This is a genomic window from Serinicoccus hydrothermalis (assembly GCF_001685415.1).
Taxonomy (GTDB): domain Bacteria; phylum Actinomycetota; class Actinomycetes; order Actinomycetales; family Dermatophilaceae; genus Ornithinicoccus; species Ornithinicoccus hydrothermalis.
This window is the reverse complement of record NZ_CP014989.1, coordinates 2,133,711-2,153,723: the sequence shown is the minus strand read 5'-3', so window position 1 is coordinate 2,153,723 and position 20,013 is coordinate 2,133,711. Positions and strand designations below refer to the sequence as shown.

The window sequence follows — 20,013 nt, the reverse complement described above, 5'->3', positions numbered from 1 at the left end:
GGCACACTCAGGTGGTGGCGCCAGCGGGTGAAGATCGTCGCACTGGACATGTCCAGTGAGTTCCGTGCCGCCGCCCGCAAGGCGCTGCCCAGGGCGAGGGTCAGCGTCGACCACTGGCACGTGGTGCGCCTGGCCAACGAGATGGTCACCAAAGTGAGGCGGCGGCGGGTGTGGGAGCTGCACGAGCGCCGTGGCAGGGCGTGCGATACCCCGTGGAAGTACCGCAAGCTGCTCACGTGCGCCGGCGACCGGCTCACCGTGCGCCAACGGGCCAAGCTGCAGCAGATCCTGGCCGAGGACCTCGAGCTTGCCGTCGCCTGGGGCATCAAGGAGCACGTCCGCCAGCTCCTCACCGCCCGGGACACTCCCTCGTTCCAGCGGCACTGGGCCCGCCTCGAGAGCGCCGTCCGAGCCACCCACCTGCCCGAGCCGGTCGCACTGTTCCGCACCCTGAAGGCCTGGCGTCGCGAGCTCCTCACCTTCTGCCGGACCAGGATCACGAACGCGAGAACCGAGGCGGCGAACCTGACCGCCAAGACGATCAAGAGAGTCGGCCGCGGCTACCGCAACCACGACAACTACCGATGCCGCATCATTGGCTACGCGCCCCGACCCATCGCGGCGTGAACACCCGAACCACGCTCAAAGTTGAAGAGCCGGTTTCACGCGGGCTAGCCGGTCAGCGTTCACCTGCAGCTGAACAACGAGCCTGCATTCTTCGCGATTCGACCCAGAAGCTGCTGTCTGACGCTCATCCCTGCCGCCCAACCACCCACGAGCAGAACGACCGCTCTTCGGCATGAGCGCGCTGTCACGACCCTTGCCCGCTCGGGCCACCGACCGCAGGCGTGCCGTGCCGCCGACGGAACGAGTCGGGGGAACCTCGTCCACCCGGGCACAGTCCGAGGGCGTACTCGCAAACGGGTCGGCGGGCGACCGAACTCAACCCATAAGAGGGGTGGGACGACACGCACGAGGTGCATAACGTCGGGTGATTCTTGTGTCGAGATGCAGGGAAGACTGCACAGCGTCTCTGGCCATCCTTGCACGATCCGCCCTGCTGCCCCGGGCCATGCAACGTACGCGCGCGCCCCGCGGCAGATCCGGTCAGTCGCGCAGTGCGGTTGGGCCAGTCGGCTCACTTCGGTTCCGTGGGTTCACGGTGTTGCGGCATCAATGCTCGGACCTGGCTCAGAGCATGGATCCCAGGTCTGATCCGACGGTGGGGTAGGCGGCGGTCATCGACTTGAGCTGGTGGGTGGTGAGTCCCAGCTTCATGGCCAGGCCGAGGATGTTGACGAGTTCGGCGTACTCCGGTCCGAGCAGGTGCGCTCCCACAATGTGGTCGCTGGAGCGGTCGATGAGGATCTTGGTCGCGGCGGTGCTTTCCCCGATCCGGTAGTTGGAGTACCAGCTGCTGGTGTCGCTGTATCGGACGTCGATGTCGATGTCCTGTTCATGGGCTTCTTCCTCGAGCATGCCGACCCGGGTGAGCTCGGGGATCGTGAAGACGGTGGTGGGTACGCCGTTGTAGTCGGGGGTGGTCGTGGTGCTCTTGAGCATGTTCGAGGCGGCGACCTTGCCCTCGAACACGGCGACCGGGGTCAGCGGCATACCGGGGGTGCCGGCCGCGTCGCCGGCCGCGTAGACGGCTGGGTTGCTGGTGCTCTGCAAGTGGGCTGCAACGCGCACCCCGTCGTCGTCCCACTCGACGTCGGCGGCGTCCAGTTCCAGGCTGGCGAGCTCGGGGGTCCGGCCTGCACCGTGCACGACGAGGTCGAACTCGGCCCTCCTTGACCGCCCCGATTCATCGATGCTCACCTGATAGCCGGTGCTGGTCTTTTCCACCGCGGTGACAGTCGCCGAGCGCCAGGTCTCGATGCCTGCCTGGGCGCCTCGGTCGATGAGGAGGTCGACGAGGCCGGGGTCGAAGGCCTTCAGCGGTCGTGGTTTGCGGTCCAGGATGACCGGGGTGCTGCCGGCCCGGGCGGCGATGTGCGCGAACTCGAAGGAGATGAAGCCACCGCCGACGAAGAGGATCCGACGCGGCAGCTCAGGCAGGTTCAGGAAACCGGTGCTGTCCACCAGGTGCTCGTGCCCGGGGAAGTCCAGCGGGCGGGGGCGTGCACCGGTGGCGATCAGGAAGTGTCGCGCGCTGTAGGGGGCGTCGTCGATCTCGACGGTGTTGGTGCCGGTGAACCGCGCCGTCCCGTGCAGGGTGGAGACACCGTTGCTGCACAGTCCTTCCTCCATCTTTGCGGGGACGGGCTCGGTGAAGCCGTGCTTGTGCACCATGAGGTCGGCCCAGTTGATCGACAGGCCGTCGTCTTCGATCCCCTTGCCGCGCATCAGACGGGCGCTGTCAATGATCTCGGCGCCGCGGCGCAGGATCTTCTTGGGGTCGCACCCGCGCAGGGCACACGTGCCGCCGTAGGGCAGCGCGTCGACGATCGCGACCTCCCAGCCCGCGGACGCGCACTTGTTCGCCGCCGTGACGCCCGCCATGCCGGCACCGATGACGATCAGGTCGTAGTCGTAGGTCATCGCGTGACCTCCTGCGTCAGACCCAGCGCAACCCGTAGCTGTTCCAGGGTCGGTGCCCCTTCCAGACCGTCGGCCGTGCGATAGACCCGGCACGAGAACCCCGCTGCTGAATCTGGTGAGGCGAACAGGTCGGCCCCGTCGACCAGGACGGTCGGTGAACCACGAAAGCCCACCCGCTCGGCCTGTTCCATGGTCTCTACGCGCTTACGCCGGACCACCACTTCTGGGTGCTCGGCCGCGATCGCGACCAACCTCCGGTCAGTAACCTTCCAGTTCGGGCAGTCCTCGAAGTAGAGCAGGCAGACGTCCATGTCGGCGACCGTAGACCTTGTACCATGGTGCAAGGTCAAGCGCGAGAGATGAGGGACGAGTGCGGATCGGAGAGCTTGCCTACGCGGCCGGAGTGACCAGCCAGACCATCCGGTTCTACGAGAGCAGGGGTTTGCTACCCGAGACCGAACGAGGCGAGAACGGCTACCGCGTCTACGAGGAATCGGCGCTAGCACGACTGCGTTTCATCGCCTCGGCGCAAGCCGCTGGGCTCACGCTGTCCCAGATCCGCAGCATCCTGGACCTGCGCGACGCGGGGAACGTCCCGTGTCAGCACGTCACCACGCTCTTGGACACCAGACTCGCTGACGTCCGCACACGAATCCGCGACCTCACGGTGCTGCAAGAAGAGCTCGAGGCCCTCCTCAATCGCAGCCGGCTGCTGGACCCCGTTGACTGCGCGGACCAAGACATCTGCCAGATCCTCTCTCCGTCGAGGTAGCCACCGCCAGGCGGCACACCGTTGTGCTGCTGCCACCGCAACCGTGGGACGAGCGGAGGCCGATCGACCATCGGCAGCGCGACGCTTTCGGCGGCCCCTAAAGCCCACAAATTCGTTGTGTGCGTATCACCCGCATATCCCTGATCACAGTGCGCGCTCATCGGCGGATCCGGTCGTCTGCGTCCCTCGGATCGGACCGCGCGCGGTCTGCCCGGCGAGATCTCCTGACGAGAGTGGAGGCGGCCTGTGCGTCCCAACGTGGGGTTATGCCTGTGATCACTTCAGACTATTGCTGCATACAAGTGCCGGTTGTGCAATCTTCGCTGCATCTCGACATCTTGGAATCGAGTGCCGTTCTTACAAGATTGGGTGCATCTCGACATCTGCTGCCGCAGCCAGGTGTGGAGATGCAGCGAACACAGCACAGCCGGCCCGGCGAACTTTGCACGATCAGGGTCTTCCGGCACGTGCTGTGCACAGTAGCGCGCCTCGCGGCAGATGCCCGCGTTCCGCCAAGCGTGCGCGGTGAGTTGCTCCGCGACGGGGCGGGCGACGGCCGAGTGATTCGCTACTGGACGAGAAGACAGAACGGGTGTCCAGCTGGGTCGGCCATGACAAAGAGTGGTTCGTCGTCGTCTTTCGTCCGGTCATACAGCACCCGGCCGCCCAGTTCCTCGGCATGCTCACGGTGACGATGCAGAGCTTCGACGGTGGGCACCGCGAAGTCCATGTGCATTTGCATCGGCACGTCCTCTGAGGGCCAGGTCGGTGCCGTGGTGTCCTTCTTCTCCTGGATCGTGACGACTCGATTGCCCTGGTCATCGAGCAAGACGAGCCAATCGGCGTCATCCGGGCTGCCATCGGTGGAAGGTTCGTCTCCCTCGCGGTAGTGCAGACCAAGCAACTGGCGGTAGAACTCGCCGAGGGCTCGGCAGTCACGGGTGTCGATGGCGGTGTGCAGCAGCACAGGGAAATCAGCAGACATAGGTGTTCCTCTCGCCACCTCCATTCAACCCGACGCGTCTCGTCAAGGGCAAGAAGGGGGATCCGCTCATCGGCATGAGCGCGAGATCGGGAGCGGGCGAGGAGGACGCGAGCCGATGGAGCCGGACCTCGAGCAGCGCTTTGCAGATGATGCGTTAGGAGACTCCCGGGGCTGCTTGAACGGCGAGGCGCGCGGCGAGCTGCTGCTGCACCTGGGTGTAGACATCGACGTTGAGCTCGGGAGCAACCCACAGCGAGAGGACGACTGCGAAAGGCACACGCTCGCCCTGGAGTCCGCCAGCTTGGCCCTTACAGTTCACGGTCAGTTCGAGGTCGCTGCCCTGACCGACCCCGACGGCCTTGGTGACTTCCCACTCGACGTGCTGGAGCGTTCCTCGTTTGGGACGGTCACCGACCGCACCGAGCGCGGTCCCGAGTTTGGTGAATCCGGCCGGTTGGGAGAACTCCAGCGCCGCGCGCCGGTATTGGCGGTGTCGCCAGTTGACGGGAGAGAGCCACGCAAGGGTAGCCGAGACTCTCTTGATCCCTCGTTCCTGGAGGCCGTTGGGAAGGGGGAAGGCGAGCTTGCGGGACTCGTTCTCACCGATGTCTCCGATGTAGAGAATGGCGGCTTCGTTGGAGTCGCAGCCGTCGGCGAGATGGCGAGCCGGCGAGCCGTACCCGTGCGCCGAGTGGCGGAGTTCCTCATGAACGAGGAGGTTTTCGGGCACGCGCGCCGTGTGCGCCACGAGTGCCTTCGTGGCCACCGCGAGTTCGGAGCGAGTTAGCGACCGACCGGCAAGATTGATGACTGTGTCGACGGCACGTGCAGCGTCGCGAGAGACCAGGGCGGCGGCGGGACTTGTGCCGACGGTAAACGCCTCGCCGCCCTTGACGGCGGCGACCTTGATACCGGGCCCGAGCGCCGTCTTTCGGGCGGGTTCAGCCTGAGTTGCGTCGCCCGCGACGGGCTTCCTGAACAGGGATCGCCCTCCCGGAGCGACGACATCGGGCTTGACCGATCGGCGGTGTCCCCCTCCGAGTGCGCTGGTCGGGTTGACGATGAGTTCCCCGTCGGCCGGGTCGAACTCGTACCCCGCGATGTGCACGTCGCCGGCTCCATCGGTGTTCAGCGCCCCGACGCAGAGTGCATTGATGGAGTCGGCTGGCGCGAGGAGACTACGTCGTGGGTTCATCTCGGCAACGCCGGCGTTAACGGCCTCGGCTCTGTCGGAGCCGGTGAGTGCAAGCAGGGCGTCGGTTCCCCCGGGCACGGGCAGCACGGTGTGGTTGCCAGCGGAGACGACCACGATGACACCGTAGGCGGCACTGAGCCAGTCCAGGGTTCGTGCCCATGAGGAGATCACCCCGTCGAACGGCACAGCGGGATCCCCGACGGAGAGGTTAAGGACCACTACTGAAGGAGCAGTGGGTGGGATCTGTCCATCCCCTGCAAAGAGCTCGCGGAAGACCCGCCGCATCAGGTCGGGCGCCAAGACAGTGTCGGGAAGTTCTTCCCAGCCATCGGAGGTGTCGCGGGCAGGGGTGAGAATCGGGCGGACGAGGACCGGGCGTGGGGCCGGTGCTTCGTTGAGGTTGCGATCGCCCCACACGCAGACAGAGGCCATGGCAGTGCCGTGGCGCCGGAGCTCGCTCTCGACGATCGTGTCGGAACCGAGGTCGTCAGGGTCGTCGACGATGATGCGGCCCGCGAGGAGTGGGTGGTTCACAATCGGAACGCCGTCGAGAACACATAGGACCGGGTCAGAGGCCGGGAGCGGGGCTGCACCAACCGAGGCAGATGGTGACTCCTGGGAGATGAGGTACGACTGGGCTGTGACGCGCAGGTACATCACGTGCGCCGACTTCACTGCGGCTACGGCGTCGTAGTCGCCGGCGGCCAGGCCCTGGAGTAACTCGAGGGGGACAGTGCACTTCATGCCGTGGTAGCCGACTTCTGCGACCTGGGCGGTGGAGATGACTTGGCCCCCGCCTTGCTCGATGAGGGTAGCGACCTCGGCCTCGGCTCGTCGACGAGCCGCTTCGGACTGCCGATACCACAGTTCGATCTCGACGGTGTGATCGCCGGGGAGCATGCCCTCAAGGGCAGCGGCAACGTCGGCTGTTCGTACCCGGTCCTGGGGTCCCCAGGCTCGAGCATCTTTGAGATGCGCGAAGAGACGCTTGAGGGGCGCGTATCCAATGTCGACCTTGCCGGTGGTCTGCCACTTGCGCCACTGGGTGATGATGTTGGCCTTTGCCTGCCCACTGATGCAGACGGCGTGGAGGCATCCGGTGACCGGGAGGTCCTGGTTGACGGACTTGCGCGGAAAGTCGGGGTCGGGCTCGAACTCACGGTCGACCTCGGCGAGGATCTCCAGACCCGCCCGAGCAGCGACGCCGCTGAGGTCCTCTCGTTCATCAATGGCCTCAAAGACGACCACGAGCTGTGGGTCGCTGGCACCCAAGGAGGCGGTCAGGGTGGCTTGCTCGTCGAAGGCGTCGTCGAGGTCGGTAAAGCGACTGGCCAGCCGCTGTCCCTGTCTCGCCGTCGAGGGCAGGTCTACCTTCGAACCACCGCGGTTACTCGGAGAAAAAGTGATCGGCGGTCCGACGGGTCCCCAAAGCAGGGGTCGCTCAATGGCGGCTTCGTCAGCCATCGAGATCGAGCGCCGGCTTGGCTCGGTTTGCCCAGATCTTCAAGAGGCGCTCAGTCACTGCACCTGGGTCAGCGTCGAATCCGTCAAGGATCTGGCGGCGTTGGACGTCCTCTGCGAAGTCTTCGAGCTCTGCGTAACTGACATCGCGCAGACGGTCGGCGATGCTGCGTGCGGACTTGCCGAACTCTACCCCGGTGCGGGCCGACCAGGACCGGAGCAGTTCGATCTTGCCTTCGCGTGTGGCCTTCGGAAGGGAGAGCCGGATCTGCATCCGTCGCCAGACCGCGCGGTCGAGGAGCTCGGCGTGGTTCGTGGCAGCGATGACGATGACGTGGCTGGGGAGCCGGTCGATCTGCACCAGCAGAGAACTGACGACGCGCTTGATCTCACCGGTCTCGTGGGTGTCACCGCGCTCCTTGGCGACGGCGTCGAACTCGTCGAAGAAGAGCACGCAGGGCCGGATCCGGACGGCGGAAAACAGTACGTCCAGACGGCTGGCAGTCTCACCGAGGTAGGAGCCGATCAGTGCCTCGTAGCGCACGGTTAGCAGCGGGACTGCGATCTCAGTGGCAACGGCCTCAGCGAGGGTGGTCTTGCCGCTGCCGGGCGGGCCTTCCAGTAGGATGCGGTGGCGTGGTTCGACACCGTGGCTGCGCAGAAGGTCTCGGCGGTGGTGCTCCTCGATAAGGTCGGTCGTTGCTTGGCGAACGGCAGAGGGCAGCACGAGGTCGGTCATCCGACTAGTTGGCTCGGACTCGTAGAACAGGCCGGCTGATTCTTGGGACCGTGAGAGTGGCGAGACCGAGGATCCGGGGTTCCTCCGCCGGGTCAGAGCGTCCGCGAGCTGGGAGGCGAGGATACCGTGCTTCTTTGCGTTCTCTTCGGCGATGAGAGCCTCAGCGGCACGCCGGAAGGCGAGCTCGTCACCGCCAGCACCAGACTGGACCAGCGCCAGGAGCAGGTCGCCGCGCGCCATATAGTCCATCCCTTCTCGCCGCTCCACCGATCTTCGCAGACAACCCATCCTGTCATCCGCAGCGCGCGCTCCGGCGGGTCGTTCCGTCGATGGCGCCACCATCTCATCAGGGGCCGACACCTGTCAGTCCGCTGGGCGGCGCCCCGGTCGGCCCTCCTCACACTTCTTGTCGACCCTCGCTGTCGACGCATGTGTCGGGTCCGATCCCGTTACTGCCTACTCGAGCTTGAAGCTAGGGCAACTGATGCCACGGACACGGTTCACGCGCGCTTGTGCAGGGCGGAAGCGAGCCCGCTCTGCTGCTGGCCGTCGAGGGAGGTCTCGAACTGGCGGTAGAGGGCGCGGTCCTTGGCGGTGGGTGTGGTGCCGTCCCAGGCGGGTGAGAGGTCGAGGTGGGCGTGGGCGACGTGGATCCACTGCCACGTCAGCCCGTAACTCAGACTGGTGTGGTGGGTGCCGGGTCGGTACTTGCGGGCCCATTCCTCGAACCAGCGGCTCATGTGTCGGCGGTGCTCGGTCTTGGCTTCGGCGGCGCGGTAGTCGTAGCGGGGCACGTCCTGGATGGCCGCCCGGATCCGGGCCTGCCACTCCTCGGCCGCGATCAGCATCGTGCCTGAACAGGCGCGTGCGCAGCGGGTGCCCACGGGTCCGGGCATGCCGAGGGCTTGCGCGGCGGCCGCCCAGGTCTTGATGTCCGGGTGCATCCTGGCCAGAGATAGGGAGGCGAAGAGCCGGACCGTCTCTGCGCCGCTGTCAGACGCACCGGTGAGGTGGTCGAGGTACTGCTGGTGGGGGATGACCTGCGGGACAGCCTTGTGATTGATCTTCATCGCCGCTCCGGTCGGTGGGTGGGTGTCGAGCTGGTGGGACAGGCGTCGGTGACGCGACCGAGCGGACAGCACGAGCCGCGTCAGCGTCGGGGTCATGACAGTGCGGTCGGCCAACCAGCCGAGTGGGCCGTCGTCGGTAGTCGGGGTGAGCTCGGTCCACGGCGTCAAGGCGGACGCGGCGGTGTCGAGGTCGGGTGCGGAAAGGACCGCATCAGCGGTAGCCAGCGCCGCTGCGCGCAACCCCGGAGGGTCCGGTGGGCGTAGGCCCCACCGTGGTCCTCGCTCCCCGGTGCGTCGGGCTGCTTCCCTGGTGAGGCCGGAGGGCCAGGTGCCAATCCTGTGTGCGTCGGGTTGGCCTGCCAGGTGCAGCAGGAGCGTGGCGAGGTGCCGCAGGTCATCCAGGTACGCCGCCGCGTCCATCGGCTCCCCGAGGACCGTCACGGCGTGGTCGGTGAGGGCGGTCTCGACGCGGGTCTGAAGCGCCAGGACGGCGTCATCGACCGTTGCGGTGGGGATGGTGGTGAGGTCGTGCTGGCACTGTCTGGTAGGGCCGGCGCCGAGCGGGTTTCCGCAAGCGGTGGCCCCACCCACCCTGCGCAGGTGCGAGCCGCGTTGGTCCCGGAACGGCCGCCGGCAGGAGGGGCACTCGGCGACGAGCAGGCTGCGGTGGCGAAGACAGGTGGTGACGATGAGGAGTCGCCACGCGCTGCGCCAGGTCCCGGTTTCGGCCAGGCAGGTCGGGCAGGCCTGGGTGCCGTGGGCGGGTGTCCAGCCGCGGGCGGCGACCTGACGGTAGGAGTACCGGTCGTCGGGGTCGAGACCGGCCAGGTTGAGGGCGGTCCCGTCGTAGGCGGCCAGGGTGGTGGCGTGAACGTCCTGTTCGGTGACGCGGGCAAGGTCGGCGAGCACGCGGACCGTGGCCGGCGCCGGCGCGAGGGTCAGGTACCGGGTGCCTACACCTCGCCGGCGGAGGTGGGTCAGGAGCGCGGCCGTGGTCAGGCCGTTGGCGTCTGCGAGGTGCTCGAGCCAGGACTCGATCGATTCCCCGTCACGGGGTGCGACGGTGACGGGCAGCGCGACCGCAACGGTCACGCCGTCCTCCGTCGTGCCTTGATCGGGTCCCGGATCCGGTAGGTATCCTCACGGCCATTGCGGTAACCGCGTCCGCCGGCGATACCGGTGTAACCGGACAGCTCCGCCAGATCGGCGCACTCGGCAACGATCGGACATCCGGCGCAGACCTCGGCCGGTGCGATCAGGGCCCGGGCGCGGTCGCCGACCGCCTCGGCGTCCAGGTAGATCCGCTCCCAGGTCCCCCAACGGGACGCCATGCCTTTGCACTTCCCGTCCGCAAGACTCCAGGCGGCGTCGCGGGCGAGGACCTCACGGCTGATTCCTCTCACTGGTCGGTCCTTGCCTGGCCCGGGCAACTGGTTGATACGTACGCGGTCGTGATGGTCAGGCTGTCCAGGGGTTGGGCACCCTCCCCGTAGTCGGTGCGCAGCTGGTCCTGTAGGTCGGCGTGCTCTGCGCGTGCGGCGGACTCGGTGGTGTAAGAGCCGATGAGGTCGGCGCAGTCCCACATCAGCCACACCCGGGTCCCGGTCAACGATGGGTCGGGTGCCCCGGCCAGGAACTCGTCGACGAGCAGCCGTAGCTCCTCGAGGTAGTGGGCGTAGTAGTTGACGTCCATGGCCGGGATGGGGGTGGCGTCCATCGCCTGCAGGATCCGCGCCGCCCGGTCCCGCAGGTTCTCGTGGTCCTGCTCTGGCGTGTTCATCCGTACCGCCGGGTGATGCCCGCCCAGGTGGCCTGGGTGGTGGGGATGGTCAGCAGGTCCGCATCGGCGAGGAGCTGCTGTCCGGTCTCGTGCAGCAGCAGCCGCGTCTCGGGGTCGATGCGGCGGTCGAAGGCGTGCACGTCCCGATCAGGGATGTCGGGCCCGGGGCAGGAGCGCATGGGTCCATGGGTGAACCGGATCCAGATCCATGCCAGCGCCAGTCTGCTGAAGGTGGGTGCCGAGGTCACCGTGGCAGGCAGTCGCTGGCTGGTGGTGCTGGGTAGCCGGGTGGCGGGTCGCAGGATGTCGCGGCGGCGCTGGTAGTCCACGAGCCCGTCGGCGAGCAGCTGCTGCAGCGCGGTGGTGAGCAGGTCGCCGTCCTGCTCGCGCAGGCCCTCGCCGGTGTCGATGCCGTCGATGAGCGCGCTGGACGGGATGCCTGGGACCCCGAGCGCGGTCATCGCCTCCTGCGGCGTCTCGCTGTGGCCGGATGCGTCGGCGATGAGCATGTGCATGGCGGTGGCGGCACGGGTCAGCGACAGCCATGCCCCGGGTTTCCGCGCATCGTCGCCTTGGGGTGGCGGGAGCATGCTCGGGACGTGATCTGGGCGCAGGTCGTCGTGATCCACGTGATGACGCAGCCGGGTGAGGAACCAGTCGAGCCGGTCGCGGTCAGCGCCCGTGAAGGTGGACGACTGCTGGCAGCGCAGGTGAGCCGGCTTGCTCTGTCGGGAACGGCGTGGGCCCGTGATGACCAGCAGGGCAGCGACGGTGGTCGGGTCCGGGCAGGGGTAGGCCCCCCATGTCCGTGCCGCGACCAGGTCCAACGGGGGCAGGTCGCTCCCCACGCCCAAGGAGCCGCCGTCGATAGTGGCGGCCAATTGTTGGCAGCGGCGTCGCCGCCGGTACAGCACGCGCCTGGCACCCGGTTCCTCGACCGACGCCTCAGCTAACTCGACCAAGACCTGGACCACCTCGAGGACCCATGGGTGCGCAGGCACCGCGACGTGCGGGGAGCCAGCGTGGATCAGGTAGCACGAGCACCGCTGGCAGACCGGCACCAGCGCGGTCTGCCAGAACAGGTCCCGGTGGCCGGTCGACACCGTGCAGGACGGGCAGACCCAGGCCACAGAGTGGTGCAGGCGCCACCCGTGACGACGTTGAGGTCCGTGGCCACGGATCGCCAGCGGGTACCGGTCCATCGTCAACCGCGTCGCCACGGCAGGGTCCAGCGCGGCCAGGGCGCCGACGGTGGACAGCTCCGTAGGCGGGACGTCGATGTCCTGCCGCCACGCCGGAAGGACCCTGCCACGGGCCAGACCGTTGGCGTCAGCCAGCCGCGCCGCATACGAGGACAGAGGCTCCCCAGGACGTGGCGTGGGGCGGACCGGCAGCGGCGCGACCCTCACTTCTGCTTGTTCCTGTTCTCCATGGCAGCGCCCTCGATCTGACCGTCGATGGACCGTTCGCTGAGAGTGACGGCGTCGAGGTGGTCCCGGGTGATGATGGAGCGCCGGTCGCGGACGGCGTCGAGGACCGAGCCAGCGACGAGTTTGGCGACCTCACCGACGAAGCCTTGGGTGCGCTGCCACATGTGGTGGGCCAGGCCACTCACGAACAGTCCGGGCGTGGCGTCGGGCAGGTGCGCGAGGGGACGCTCCTCGGCGGTCTGGAGCAGCTTCTGCCAGGCGGCCCGTTCGTCGACGGTGGTGATCTGGAAGGCGCCGACCTTCATCGTGGTCAGGCGGGCCCGGATCTGAGGGTCGTCCAGGATGGTGGTGCTGTCCAGATGAGCCCCGACGAGGACGACGGTGCCGTTGCACCGTTCGCCGAGCTCGGTGTTGAGGAACTTGATGTAGTCCAGCACCGCGCGCCCCTGGGCATTCGTGGAGCGCAGCATGTTGGCGTCGTCGAGGATGACGACGCGGACGCCGTGCATCCGCAGAGCGTGCAGGACGCGGGTGGTGGTGGTCCGGACCAGCCCTTCGGGCGGGTAGCCGAGGTAGAGCAAGATGAGTGCGTTGACCTCCTTGATCGAGCTGGAGGCCATCAGGGTGACGTAGACGACCGGGCACCAGTCGGCGGTCACCCCGCCTTCGGGCGACCAGGTGGGACGGTCCCGCGCGGCCTGTTCGCCGAGCACCTCACGGTGGAGGCGGAAACCCCACTGCTTGATCAGAGTGGACTTGCCGGCGGAGAACGGGGCGGTCAGCGCCACCATCTGCATGGCTCCCGGTGGCCTGAGTCGGTTCGTCTCCACGACTTCGTCGAGGCATCCCTGGGCCGCTGTCATCGGCTCGGAGAACAAGACCTGTGCGTTCATGGCCGTGGCCAGCCGAAGGAAGTAGTCAGTCTGCGACGGACAGGACATCTTGTCGTAGTCGGTGGAGGAGACCGGATCGGGCCACGCCGGTGGCGTGGCCATCGCCTGCCGGTGCCAGTCGTGGGCATCCACGTCAGACCATCTGCCTGTAGTCGGGCCACGGCTCGTCATCCGGCCCCAGCAGGTCCGCCCCCGTGGCATCGACCGGGTCGACCGGGTCGCCCCGGGGGGCCGCCGGAAGCCGCAGCACGTTCGACCCGCCGGCCTCGAGGACGCGATGAGCCTCGGCGACGTCTGCGTGATCTCGCTGAGACTGTTCCCAGCGCAGTTGGGCGGCCGCCAGCTTGTTGCGCCATTCGTCCGTGGCGGGGGCAGTGGTGAGCTCGCCGATCTCGTCGATGATCTGACGCATGATGCGGGTCTTGTTGATGGACCGGTTGCCGCCCCGTTCCTTGATCCGGGCCAGCGCGCGGTCGCGGACGACATCGCCGAGGGGTGCGTGGATGAGGTGCCGCGCCTTCCACGGGATCTCGTGGATCCGGTCGGTCTCCGGGTGGCGGAACCAGAGGCGCGTCAGGTCTCGCGGGTCGGTGTGGAAGGGGATGGCGGAGTCCCGTTCGCGGAACGTCCCCTTCCTGACCGAGCGGAAGTCCCCGAGGACGGGTGCGTCATAGGTCAGGTTCTTGTGCTCGACGCCAGCATGCCCGGGTGTCAGCCAGATCGTCGGCAGGAACTGGTACAGCAGATCGGGGTGCTGTGGGACGAGGATGCGGCCCGTGGCATCTGCAAGAGCGTCGTGCATCTCCAGGGGGGTCAGGCGGATGCCGGGGGCTCCGGGGAGGGCGAGACCGTCGTGGGGCATCCGGTGGTAGTCCACGGCGACCCATCGCCGGAAGTGCCGCTCGAGCTCTTCGGCGGTCAGTAGAGGCTCGTCCGCCTCGATGCCGATGAATCGGCCACGCTGATGGATGGAGCGACCCTTGTACCCGGGCACCTGCTGGTAGGCACGCTCCAGGTCCTCCATCTTCCGCTCGGAGTGCGGGTTGTCCGTCGGCTTCTTGCCACGCGACAGTCGGAGTTCGATGCCGAACTGGTCGAGCAGCGCTCGGAAGTGCTCGCCGACGAAGATGCTGCCATGGTCGCTGCGCAGCGAGGTGGGGGCCACACCGGGCAGGTAGTGAACACCCTGGATCGTCAGGTCACGCTTGACGGTGGGTCGTCTCCCGATGTGGACAGGGTTGCCGTCGAGGTCGAGTGATTCGGGTATGCCGCACCAGCGGAAGTCGTCGATGGTGGTGCCGTCGACGACCATGGCGAACTGCCGCATTGCGTCGTAGACCAGGAGCCCGACGTCGATGCCGCGCGCTCCTCGCGGGAACACTCGTATGCCGTGGATGACACGGGTGGCGATCGAGTGGATGACCCCGACCTCGACGTTGATGGCCCGCTCTCGAAGGGGGTCGAGTACGAAGTTGTTGGCCATGGTCAGGTCGGTGGCGAGCTCGGAGGGGTGCTGGGCCGGATAGCTCTGGTGACCGGCCACCCGGCGCAAGGACTTGGAGCGCTGGGCGCGCACCGAGGATCCGGTGGCCCGCCAGTGATGACTGAGGAACTCCTGGGTGATCCGGTCCGGAAGGTACGGATCGGTGACGCCTTCGTTCTTGAGGGCCACCCGCACCTGACGCTCGATCTCCTGCAGGTTGGGCCGACTCTTCGACCCGTCGTACTCCGCGAACTTCTCCAGGGCGATCCGTCGGAAGTCGGCGTCGATGATGTCGAAGGCCTGCCTACCCTTGATGGCGCGGCCGTCGACGAGCCCCCGCAGGCCGCCGCTGACCCAGAGGCTGTCCCAGCGTTGCATCGTGCGCGCTGCGATCCGGTGGCCTGCCAGCTCCCCGTCGTAGACCCGTCGCATCACCGCTCGGTCGACGGAGCGCTCGAAGGTGATGACCTTGCTCATCGCGCGATACCGCGCCGCCAGGCTCAGACCGAAGTCGTCACCGAACGGGTGGAAGGGCTCACCGGGCTGGGCGAGCTCGCGCAGTCCGTACCGGAACCCGGTCCGTGCTTCCAGGACGCACTCCTGCTTGAAAAGGGCTTCCAGGCGCACTGCTTCCTCGAGCTGGGTCCACCACGGGAAGAGGGAGGAGTGGAGTGCCTGTGCCCCGTCCTGACCTACCGCCCGCGCCTGGAGCTGTGAGTAGGTCACGGACCGGTCTTCGCCGGTGGAGAAGCACAGACGGACCCCGTGGCGTTCGAGGTCCGTGACCACCGCGTAGCCGTCCGCTGTCAGGATCCTGGCCCCGACGGTGATGGGCACAGACGCTCCGCTCACAGCGACTCCTGGAGCTCACGGACGGGTGTCGACCGGTCTATCGGTTGGTTTAGGTCTATGACCACGGCGCCGGTCCAGGCGTAGTGCCACATCGCGCTGACCAGGTGCCCTGCGCCGTGGTCCGCGTCGAGGACCGCCCCGACGGTCGCCCGCGGTTCCCGGCAGATCCCGAGGAGCTCTTCCTTGGCATTCGGGTACCACGGCATCTGCCGCCGGTATGCCGTCAGCCAGCGGAGGTTGTCGCGACGCACCGACGACCCGCCTCCGTAGACCCGGTAGTGCCACCCGACCTCGCCGCAGGCTGCGGCGGTGAGGTCCCTGTTCTCCAGGAACTTCTCGTCCTGCTTGTCGACGGGACGGACGTCCCAGACGGTCACGCCACCATCCCGTCCCAGTGCCAGGAGGTCGGGCGTGTGCGTTCTGGAGCGGCCGCTTGCGGTCCTCAGCCCGAGCCGCACAGGTTGTGACACCATCCACTCCACGTCGGGGTCGCGGTCGAGTTCGCGCACCAGGTCGTGCTCCAGCCCGGATTCCAGGTGGATCGGACCCTCCAGCGTGACGGAGTGCGCCTGCACAGGGATGTGGCGGCTCTTCTCGGTCGACCGGGGGGTGCGGATCGAGCGCAACCCGCGCACGTCAGGTGGGCCCTTCGTCCAGTCCCACACCTGCGTGCCGGCGTCGAACCGGAACGTCCAGGAGACCACACGGGCTGGCCGCGCACGTGCGACATCTCTAGACTGACCCATGACGGATCCTCGCTTTCGCAGCGTCTCTCGGGTCTGTCGCTGAGGGCGTACCGGGTGCAACCGGTGCGCCCTCACTCCGTCTGGAGCGAGGCGAGGACCTAGGGGCAAGTTACCGCAGGGACACCCATTCTGCAAACATTTCCGACTAGGCATGCGTGTCCGTGCGCCACAGCCGAAGGCTTGTCGCGAATCGGTGAACCCCTCGACTCCGAGAGTCTGCTTGCTGCGACGCGTCCACTTCTTAGCATCTTCACAGGTCAGGGCGACTAGTCGTAAATGCTGACAGAAGCGCGGATATAGTCGTGATTAACGACTAAAGGAGGTACCATGGTGCACCTACCAACCACGATGCCTGACCAGCATCCTGAGCGCCGAGGTGGCGCGTTGAAGCGAACCTTGCAGACCTACCTGCAGTCCGTCCCGGAGCCATCGCCGGCCGACGTGGTCCGTGCGCTGGACCAGACCGTGCAGCCCGAGACCGAGCACCGCTGCCTCAATCCCGTGTGCGACCAGATGTGCGCCTGGCCATCCGGATACGCCGCCGGAAGACCGACCAGGTTCTGTTCGCGCAGGTGCCGTCAGATGTTCGACAGAGTGCGAGCCCGTCTTTCCTGGGAGATCGAGACACTCGATGTCTGGCTGCGCCGCGACGACTTGTCGGGCAAGGATCGCGTCGCTCTGGAGCGGGCAGCGAGTCAGCGCCGGTGGGCTCTGGAGCGCTATCCGGTCAACCCCCGGGAGTCTTGACCATGCCTGGTCCGCCGAAGCTCGGGGTCTCCCGAGCAGGTCTGTCGGAGTCGCTTGTTAACCTCGGCGACAAGCCCAGTTGAGACTCGAAGGAGAGCCATGCGGGGGATTGCCATTGTTGACCGCCAGCCAGATGCTGAGCAGATCGCAGTCTGGAACACGAGCAGGGATGGCGATCGAGCCACCAACGTGAACGCCGTGGTAATTGAGGCGATCAACGATCCGGACGCCATGACGAAGTTGCTCTCCCTCGTCCACCGTTGTGTGGTGCTGAAGACCGAAGGCACGAGCCTCGACGGTTTACCCATCGAAGGAGAAGCGCTGGATGTGGCCGACGTCGCGGCGCTGCTCGATGAGGTCGAAGCACAGCAGTCCCGGATTCTCGACGCGCTTACCGACTACAAACGTGCGACACGCTCCAGAACCCTGGTCGAGCCAACGTTCCCACCACGGCCTGCACCTGAAGACTTCGTACCAGCGGAAGATACGCCCAGTTTGAGGGCACTCGCCACGGCCAACTACTTCGGACGGTCCTGGACCACGTGGCTTTCAACCGACGAAGAGCGTCGCCGTCGCACCGTGCAGCCAGCGACCGGCACGACCCCGTGGATCATGCCTGAGACCATGAACGCGGCCACGGTGCCGGACTTCCCAGAGGTCTTCTCCGGTCGCCTCTACGTCCAGGGCATGGGATGAGGGTTCATGCTCAACTTCACAGCCATCGACTTCGAGACCGCGAACTCGTACAGGGGGTCACCGTGTGCGGTCGGGCTCGTGCGTGTACGTGACGGCAAGCCTGTCGACGAACGCCGCTGGCTAATCCGACCGCCCGAACCGGTCGACTACTTCGACGGTTTCAACACGATGCTCCACGGCATCGACTCCGCGATGGTCGAGGATGCACCCCGGTGGCGTCACGTGCTACCTGCGATCTTGGACTACATCGATGACGACGTCGTTGTCGCCCACAACGCCGGCTTCGACATCGGCGTCATCCGCTACGCCTGCGCGGTGGACAACATCGAATGGCCCGAGATGCGGTTCCTGTGCACGATGGTGATGGCTCGACGAGCCCTCAGCCTGCCGTCCTACCGGCTGCCATATGTCGTGGAGTCGCTGGGTGCACAGATGGGACACCATCACGATCCGCTCGCCGACGCCCATGGTGTCGTAGCCGTTGTGAACGCGCTGGCTGGCCGGTCCGGGGTGGGCGTCCTAGCGGACCTTGCGGCGAGCCAACGCATGTCGATCGGGCGCATGAGCAGGGGCATCTACACCGGCAGCGTCGCGATCGGCTCAGGCGGCCGGAACTTCACTCCCATCGAGGTCAACACCGACGCGGACCCGAGCGGGTACCTGTACGGACGGGTCGTTGTTTTCACTGGAACCCTGATGTCCATGACGCGGGACGTCGCCCGGCAGGAGTGCGCCCGTGTGGGTGCTACCCCGGATCAGAACACGACCAAGCGGACGAACGTCCTTGTGGTTGGGGACATTAACCCTGCCGTTCTGCGGCCGGGCAGCAACGTCACCGGCAAAGGCCCGTAAGGCCTTCGAGCTGCAGGACAAGGGCCAGGTCATCGAAGTCATGACCGAGGACGACTTCGTGCGATGCCTCGACGGCCTACCGCTGGATGCTGATGCCGATCTTGCCGCCCTACTGTCCGCCACCGCGTCGAAGCCAGCAGCCCACACCCCACCCAGGCTGGGCAGCCTTCGCTCGGTCCCCCTGGCTGATCGACCAGTACCCACGCCTCCCAAGCCACCCCGGCCCCTTCGGCGTGAGCGAGTACTCACCGATCAGGCCTGCTCAGTAGATGGCTGCTCACAGACCGCTGCCTTCAAGACGCGCAGCAAGCCGACGTACTGCGATACGCACGTCGCGTCGATCCTGAAGCAAGGGGGCTTGGAAGCGTTGGAAAGCTTCACTCGGCCCGATGACTGGCTGCTGACTCGCTGCCTGCGGTGCGGCAACGTCGCCCATTACAGGTTCGTCTACGTCATCGACAAGAACGAGTGGAACGAGGCGACATGCCGTGCCTGTTACTGGCGGGAGTGGGCACAGTCAGCGAGAGCCCTGCAGGGCCCATACGCGAATGTCGAGGTAGTCCCGTACGAGAGAGCGCAGGAGGTCGCCGAGGAGAACGGCTACATCTACCTCGGGCCGCTCACCAAACCCTCGTTGCCGGACGACCCGCACCGAACGGAGTGCCGTCGCTGCGGGAAGATCAGCGCGGAGCGCCTGGGCGATATCCAGTTCGGGTGCACCTGTCAGCCACGTAAGTAGTGCAGGTGCCGCCCCGCAGCCCGATCTCGGTGCGGCGGCTGCGAAGGCACACTGGACGCCGCCGTTGCTCACGAAGGCAGTGTCTCTTCAGTCGTGCTGCGAAGCAGGTGCAGGATCGTGACGTAGTGCTCGGTCACCGGCCCCGATTGAGCCACGGCAGCGGCTTGGACTGCGTCGAGTTCTGCCGGGTCCTTCCAGTCGCTGAAGGTTGTGAAAAGGGCACGGATCTGGATCGCGTCCAGGTCGATCTGCCACGGCCATTGCCAGGTGTCTACCAGTCGGAACATCCTCCCCGCCTCTAGTTCCGCCACCGTTGGTCGCGGGTCCAGCGGGTCGGCCCGTGGGATGGTCTCGCCCCGACGAGCGACGATCTCAGCCACGGCCCGTCGAAAGGGCGTCGACATCCGCGGGTCTCCGAACACCGTCCGCCACACCGCAAGAAGCCCACCTGGCTCCAACGCCTGGCCGAGCCTGGGCAGCACCGTAGGCAGGTCGACCCAATGCATGGACGTAGCCGCCACAACCGAGTCGAACCGGTGCCCGACCAGGTCCACGTCCTCGACCCGGGAGACCAGCACGCTCACTTCGGGGCACGCCTGCCGCAGGCGGGTGGCCAGCTCAAGCCCAGGTTCGACCGCGACCACCATGCTTCCGCGACGGACGAGCTCACCGGTGGCCTCACCAGTGCCGGCGCCGATCTCGAGGACCCGACGACCTGGTCCAATCGCGCCCTGCTCGTCCAGAATCTCGTAGAGCACGCTGGGATAGGTAGGCCGGGCCGCCCGGTACGACGCAGCGACCGACTCGAAGTGCCCGGGGTCCCTCACGCCCACATTCTTGCCCAGCCGGGCCTCGCACCGGCACTTGCACATCCCCACCCAGCAGTTGGGGGTTGGCATCGTCTGCTCGAGTGAGAAGGGTCCGGCCTTCACCGGGCCGGTCCTCTCGACACGGCGCCTTACTGCGACGCGGCTGGCAGGGCGAACACCTATAACTGAAAGTTATCAGTTCGGGTCAGATCGATAAGCA

General features: G+C 66.8%; 17 protein-coding genes and 1 pseudogene. 5 read left to right on the top strand and 13 right to left on the bottom strand.

Annotation, left to right across the window (positions count from 1 at the left end; genetic code table 11):
* Positions 1-9: 9 nt before the first annotated feature.
* Positions 10-627: pseudogene (locus tag SGUI_RS09900) on the top strand (ISL3 family transposase); the annotation flags it as partial.
* Between the two features lie 564 nt (positions 628-1,191).
* On the opposite strand, the gene SGUI_RS09895 reads toward SGUI_RS09900, so the two are convergent.
* Together SGUI_RS09895 and SGUI_RS09890 are read right to left on the bottom strand one after the other, a co-directional pair.
* Positions 1,192-2,544 (bottom strand): dihydrolipoyl dehydrogenase family protein, encoded by a 1,353-nt coding sequence (locus SGUI_RS09895; RefSeq protein WP_066639474.1) that lies wholly within the window; start codon positions 2,542-2,544, stop codon positions 1,192-1,194.
* Positions 2,541-2,855, bottom strand: a complete 315-nt coding sequence (locus SGUI_RS09890; RefSeq protein WP_066639472.1) for an alkylmercury lyase — start codon at positions 2,853-2,855, stop codon at positions 2,541-2,543. The genes SGUI_RS09895 and SGUI_RS09890 overlap by 4 nt, the downstream gene beginning before the upstream one ends.
* Positions 2,856-2,914: 59 nt before the next feature.
* Between SGUI_RS09890 and SGUI_RS09885 the strand changes: the two genes are divergently transcribed.
* On the top strand, positions 2,915-3,316 hold the full coding sequence (locus SGUI_RS09885) for a heavy metal-responsive transcriptional regulator (RefSeq protein ID WP_066639471.1): 402 nt from the start codon (positions 2,915-2,917) through the stop codon (positions 3,314-3,316).
* A 568-nt stretch (positions 3,317-3,884) separates the two neighbouring features.
* Here SGUI_RS09885 and SGUI_RS09880 read toward each other — a convergent pair.
* The 10 genes from SGUI_RS09880 to SGUI_RS09835 all read right to left on the bottom strand — a co-directional run bounded on the left by SGUI_RS09880 (position 3,885) and on the right by SGUI_RS09835 (position 15,950).
* Positions 3,885-4,301 (bottom strand): VOC family protein, encoded by a 417-nt coding sequence (locus SGUI_RS09880; protein WP_066639468.1) that lies wholly within the window; start codon positions 4,299-4,301, stop codon positions 3,885-3,887.
* Between the two features lie 154 nt (positions 4,302-4,455).
* On the bottom strand, positions 4,456-6,960 hold the full coding sequence (locus SGUI_RS09875) for a S8 family peptidase (protein WP_083190611.1): 2,505 nt from the start codon (positions 6,958-6,960) through the stop codon (positions 4,456-4,458).
* Positions 6,953-7,936, bottom strand: a complete 984-nt coding sequence (locus SGUI_RS09870) for an AAA family ATPase (RefSeq protein WP_066643186.1) — start codon at positions 7,934-7,936, stop codon at positions 6,953-6,955. Before SGUI_RS09870 ends, SGUI_RS09875 begins: the two co-directional genes overlap by 8 nt.
* Before the next feature lie 260 nt (positions 7,937-8,196).
* Positions 8,197-9,858, bottom strand: a complete 1,662-nt coding sequence (locus tag SGUI_RS09865; RefSeq protein ID WP_066639462.1) for a TniQ family protein — start codon at positions 9,856-9,858, stop codon at positions 8,197-8,199.
* On the bottom strand, positions 9,855-10,169 hold the full coding sequence (locus tag SGUI_RS09860) for a hypothetical protein (RefSeq protein WP_066639459.1): 315 nt from the start codon (positions 10,167-10,169) through the stop codon (positions 9,855-9,857). Before SGUI_RS09860 ends, SGUI_RS09865 begins: the two co-directional genes overlap by 4 nt.
* Positions 10,166-10,546 (bottom strand): hypothetical protein, encoded by a 381-nt coding sequence (locus tag SGUI_RS09855; RefSeq protein WP_066639456.1) that lies wholly within the window; start codon positions 10,544-10,546, stop codon positions 10,166-10,168. The genes SGUI_RS09860 and SGUI_RS09855 overlap by 4 nt, the downstream gene beginning before the upstream one ends.
* Positions 10,543-11,955 carry a TniQ family protein gene (locus SGUI_RS09850; protein ID WP_066639453.1) on the bottom strand — a complete coding sequence of 471 codons (1,413 nt, stop codon included), beginning with the start codon at positions 11,953-11,955 and terminating at the stop codon, positions 10,543-10,545. The genes SGUI_RS09855 and SGUI_RS09850 overlap by 4 nt, the downstream gene beginning before the upstream one ends.
* Entirely contained in the window at positions 11,952-13,001 is a 1,050-nt protein-coding gene (locus SGUI_RS17085; RefSeq protein ID WP_191090890.1) for a TniB family NTP-binding protein, read from the bottom strand. The genes SGUI_RS09850 and SGUI_RS17085 overlap by 4 nt, the downstream gene beginning before the upstream one ends.
* A gap of 1 nt (position 13,002) precedes the next feature.
* Positions 13,003-15,204: a hypothetical protein gene (locus SGUI_RS17690; RefSeq protein WP_066639449.1), complete on the bottom strand. Its 2,202-nt coding sequence runs from the start codon at positions 15,202-15,204 to the stop codon at positions 13,003-13,005.
* Positions 15,201-15,950, bottom strand: a complete 750-nt coding sequence (locus SGUI_RS09835; RefSeq protein WP_066639447.1) for a TnsA-like heteromeric transposase endonuclease subunit — start codon at positions 15,948-15,950, stop codon at positions 15,201-15,203. Before SGUI_RS09835 ends, SGUI_RS17690 begins: the two co-directional genes overlap by 4 nt.
* An 846-nt stretch (positions 15,951-16,796) precedes the next feature.
* On the opposite strand from SGUI_RS09835, the gene SGUI_RS09825 reads away from it, so the two are divergent.
* Genes SGUI_RS09825 through SGUI_RS17445 form a run of 3 tightly spaced genes read left to right on the top strand, consistent with a single transcriptional unit; the run spans position 16,797 to position 18,984 of the window.
* Positions 16,797-17,393, top strand: coding sequence for a hypothetical protein (locus tag SGUI_RS09825; protein ID WP_066639439.1), 597 nt, complete (start codon positions 16,797-16,799; stop codon positions 17,391-17,393).
* A 6-nt stretch (positions 17,394-17,399) separates the two neighbouring features.
* On the top strand, positions 17,400-18,245 hold the full coding sequence (locus tag SGUI_RS09820; RefSeq protein WP_066639419.1) for an exonuclease domain-containing protein: 846 nt from the start codon (positions 17,400-17,402) through the stop codon (positions 18,243-18,245).
* Between the two features lie 40 nt (positions 18,246-18,285).
* Positions 18,286-18,984: a hypothetical protein gene (locus SGUI_RS17445; protein ID WP_157621797.1), complete on the top strand. Its 699-nt coding sequence runs from the start codon at positions 18,286-18,288 to the stop codon at positions 18,982-18,984.
* Between the two features lie 68 nt (positions 18,985-19,052).
* Here SGUI_RS17445 and SGUI_RS09810 read toward each other — a convergent pair whose 3' ends face one another.
* Complete coding sequence (locus SGUI_RS09810; protein ID WP_083190608.1) at positions 19,053-19,916, bottom strand: class I SAM-dependent methyltransferase; 864 nt, start codon at positions 19,914-19,916, stop codon at positions 19,053-19,055.
* Positions 19,917-20,013: the final 97 nt, after the last annotated feature.

Bases quoted from the DNA above. Each gene is read 5' to 3' on its own strand.
- SGUI_RS09895 (WP_066639474.1), bottom strand. From the start codon at position 2,544: ATGACCTACGACTACGACCTGATCGTCATCGGTGCCGGCATGGCGGGC.
- SGUI_RS09890 (WP_066639472.1), bottom strand. From the start codon at position 2,855: ATGGACGTCTGCCTGCTCTACTTCGAGGACTGCCCGAACTGGAAGGTT.
- SGUI_RS09880 (WP_066639468.1), bottom strand. From the start codon at position 4,301: ATGTCTGCTGATTTCCCTGTGCTGCTGCACACCGCCATCGACACCCGT.
- SGUI_RS09875 (WP_083190611.1), bottom strand. From the start codon at position 6,960: ATGGCTGACGAAGCCGCCATTGAGCGACCCCTGCTTTGGGGACCCGTC.
- SGUI_RS09870 (WP_066643186.1), bottom strand. From the start codon at position 7,936: ATGGCGCGCGGCGACCTGCTCCTGGCGCTGGTCCAGTCTGGTGCTGGC.
- SGUI_RS09855 (WP_066639456.1), bottom strand. From the start codon at position 10,546: ATGAACACGCCAGAGCAGGACCACGAGAACCTGCGGGACCGGGCGGCG.
- SGUI_RS09835 (WP_066639447.1), bottom strand. From the start codon at position 15,950: ATGGGTCAGTCTAGAGATGTCGCACGTGCGCGGCCAGCCCGTGTGGTC.
- SGUI_RS09825 (WP_066639439.1), top strand. From the start codon at position 16,797: ATGCGGGGGATTGCCATTGTTGACCGCCAGCCAGATGCTGAGCAGATC.
- SGUI_RS09820 (WP_066639419.1), top strand. From the start codon at position 17,400: ATGCTCAACTTCACAGCCATCGACTTCGAGACCGCGAACTCGTACAGG.
- SGUI_RS17445 (WP_157621797.1), top strand. From the start codon at position 18,286: ATGACCGAGGACGACTTCGTGCGATGCCTCGACGGCCTACCGCTGGAT.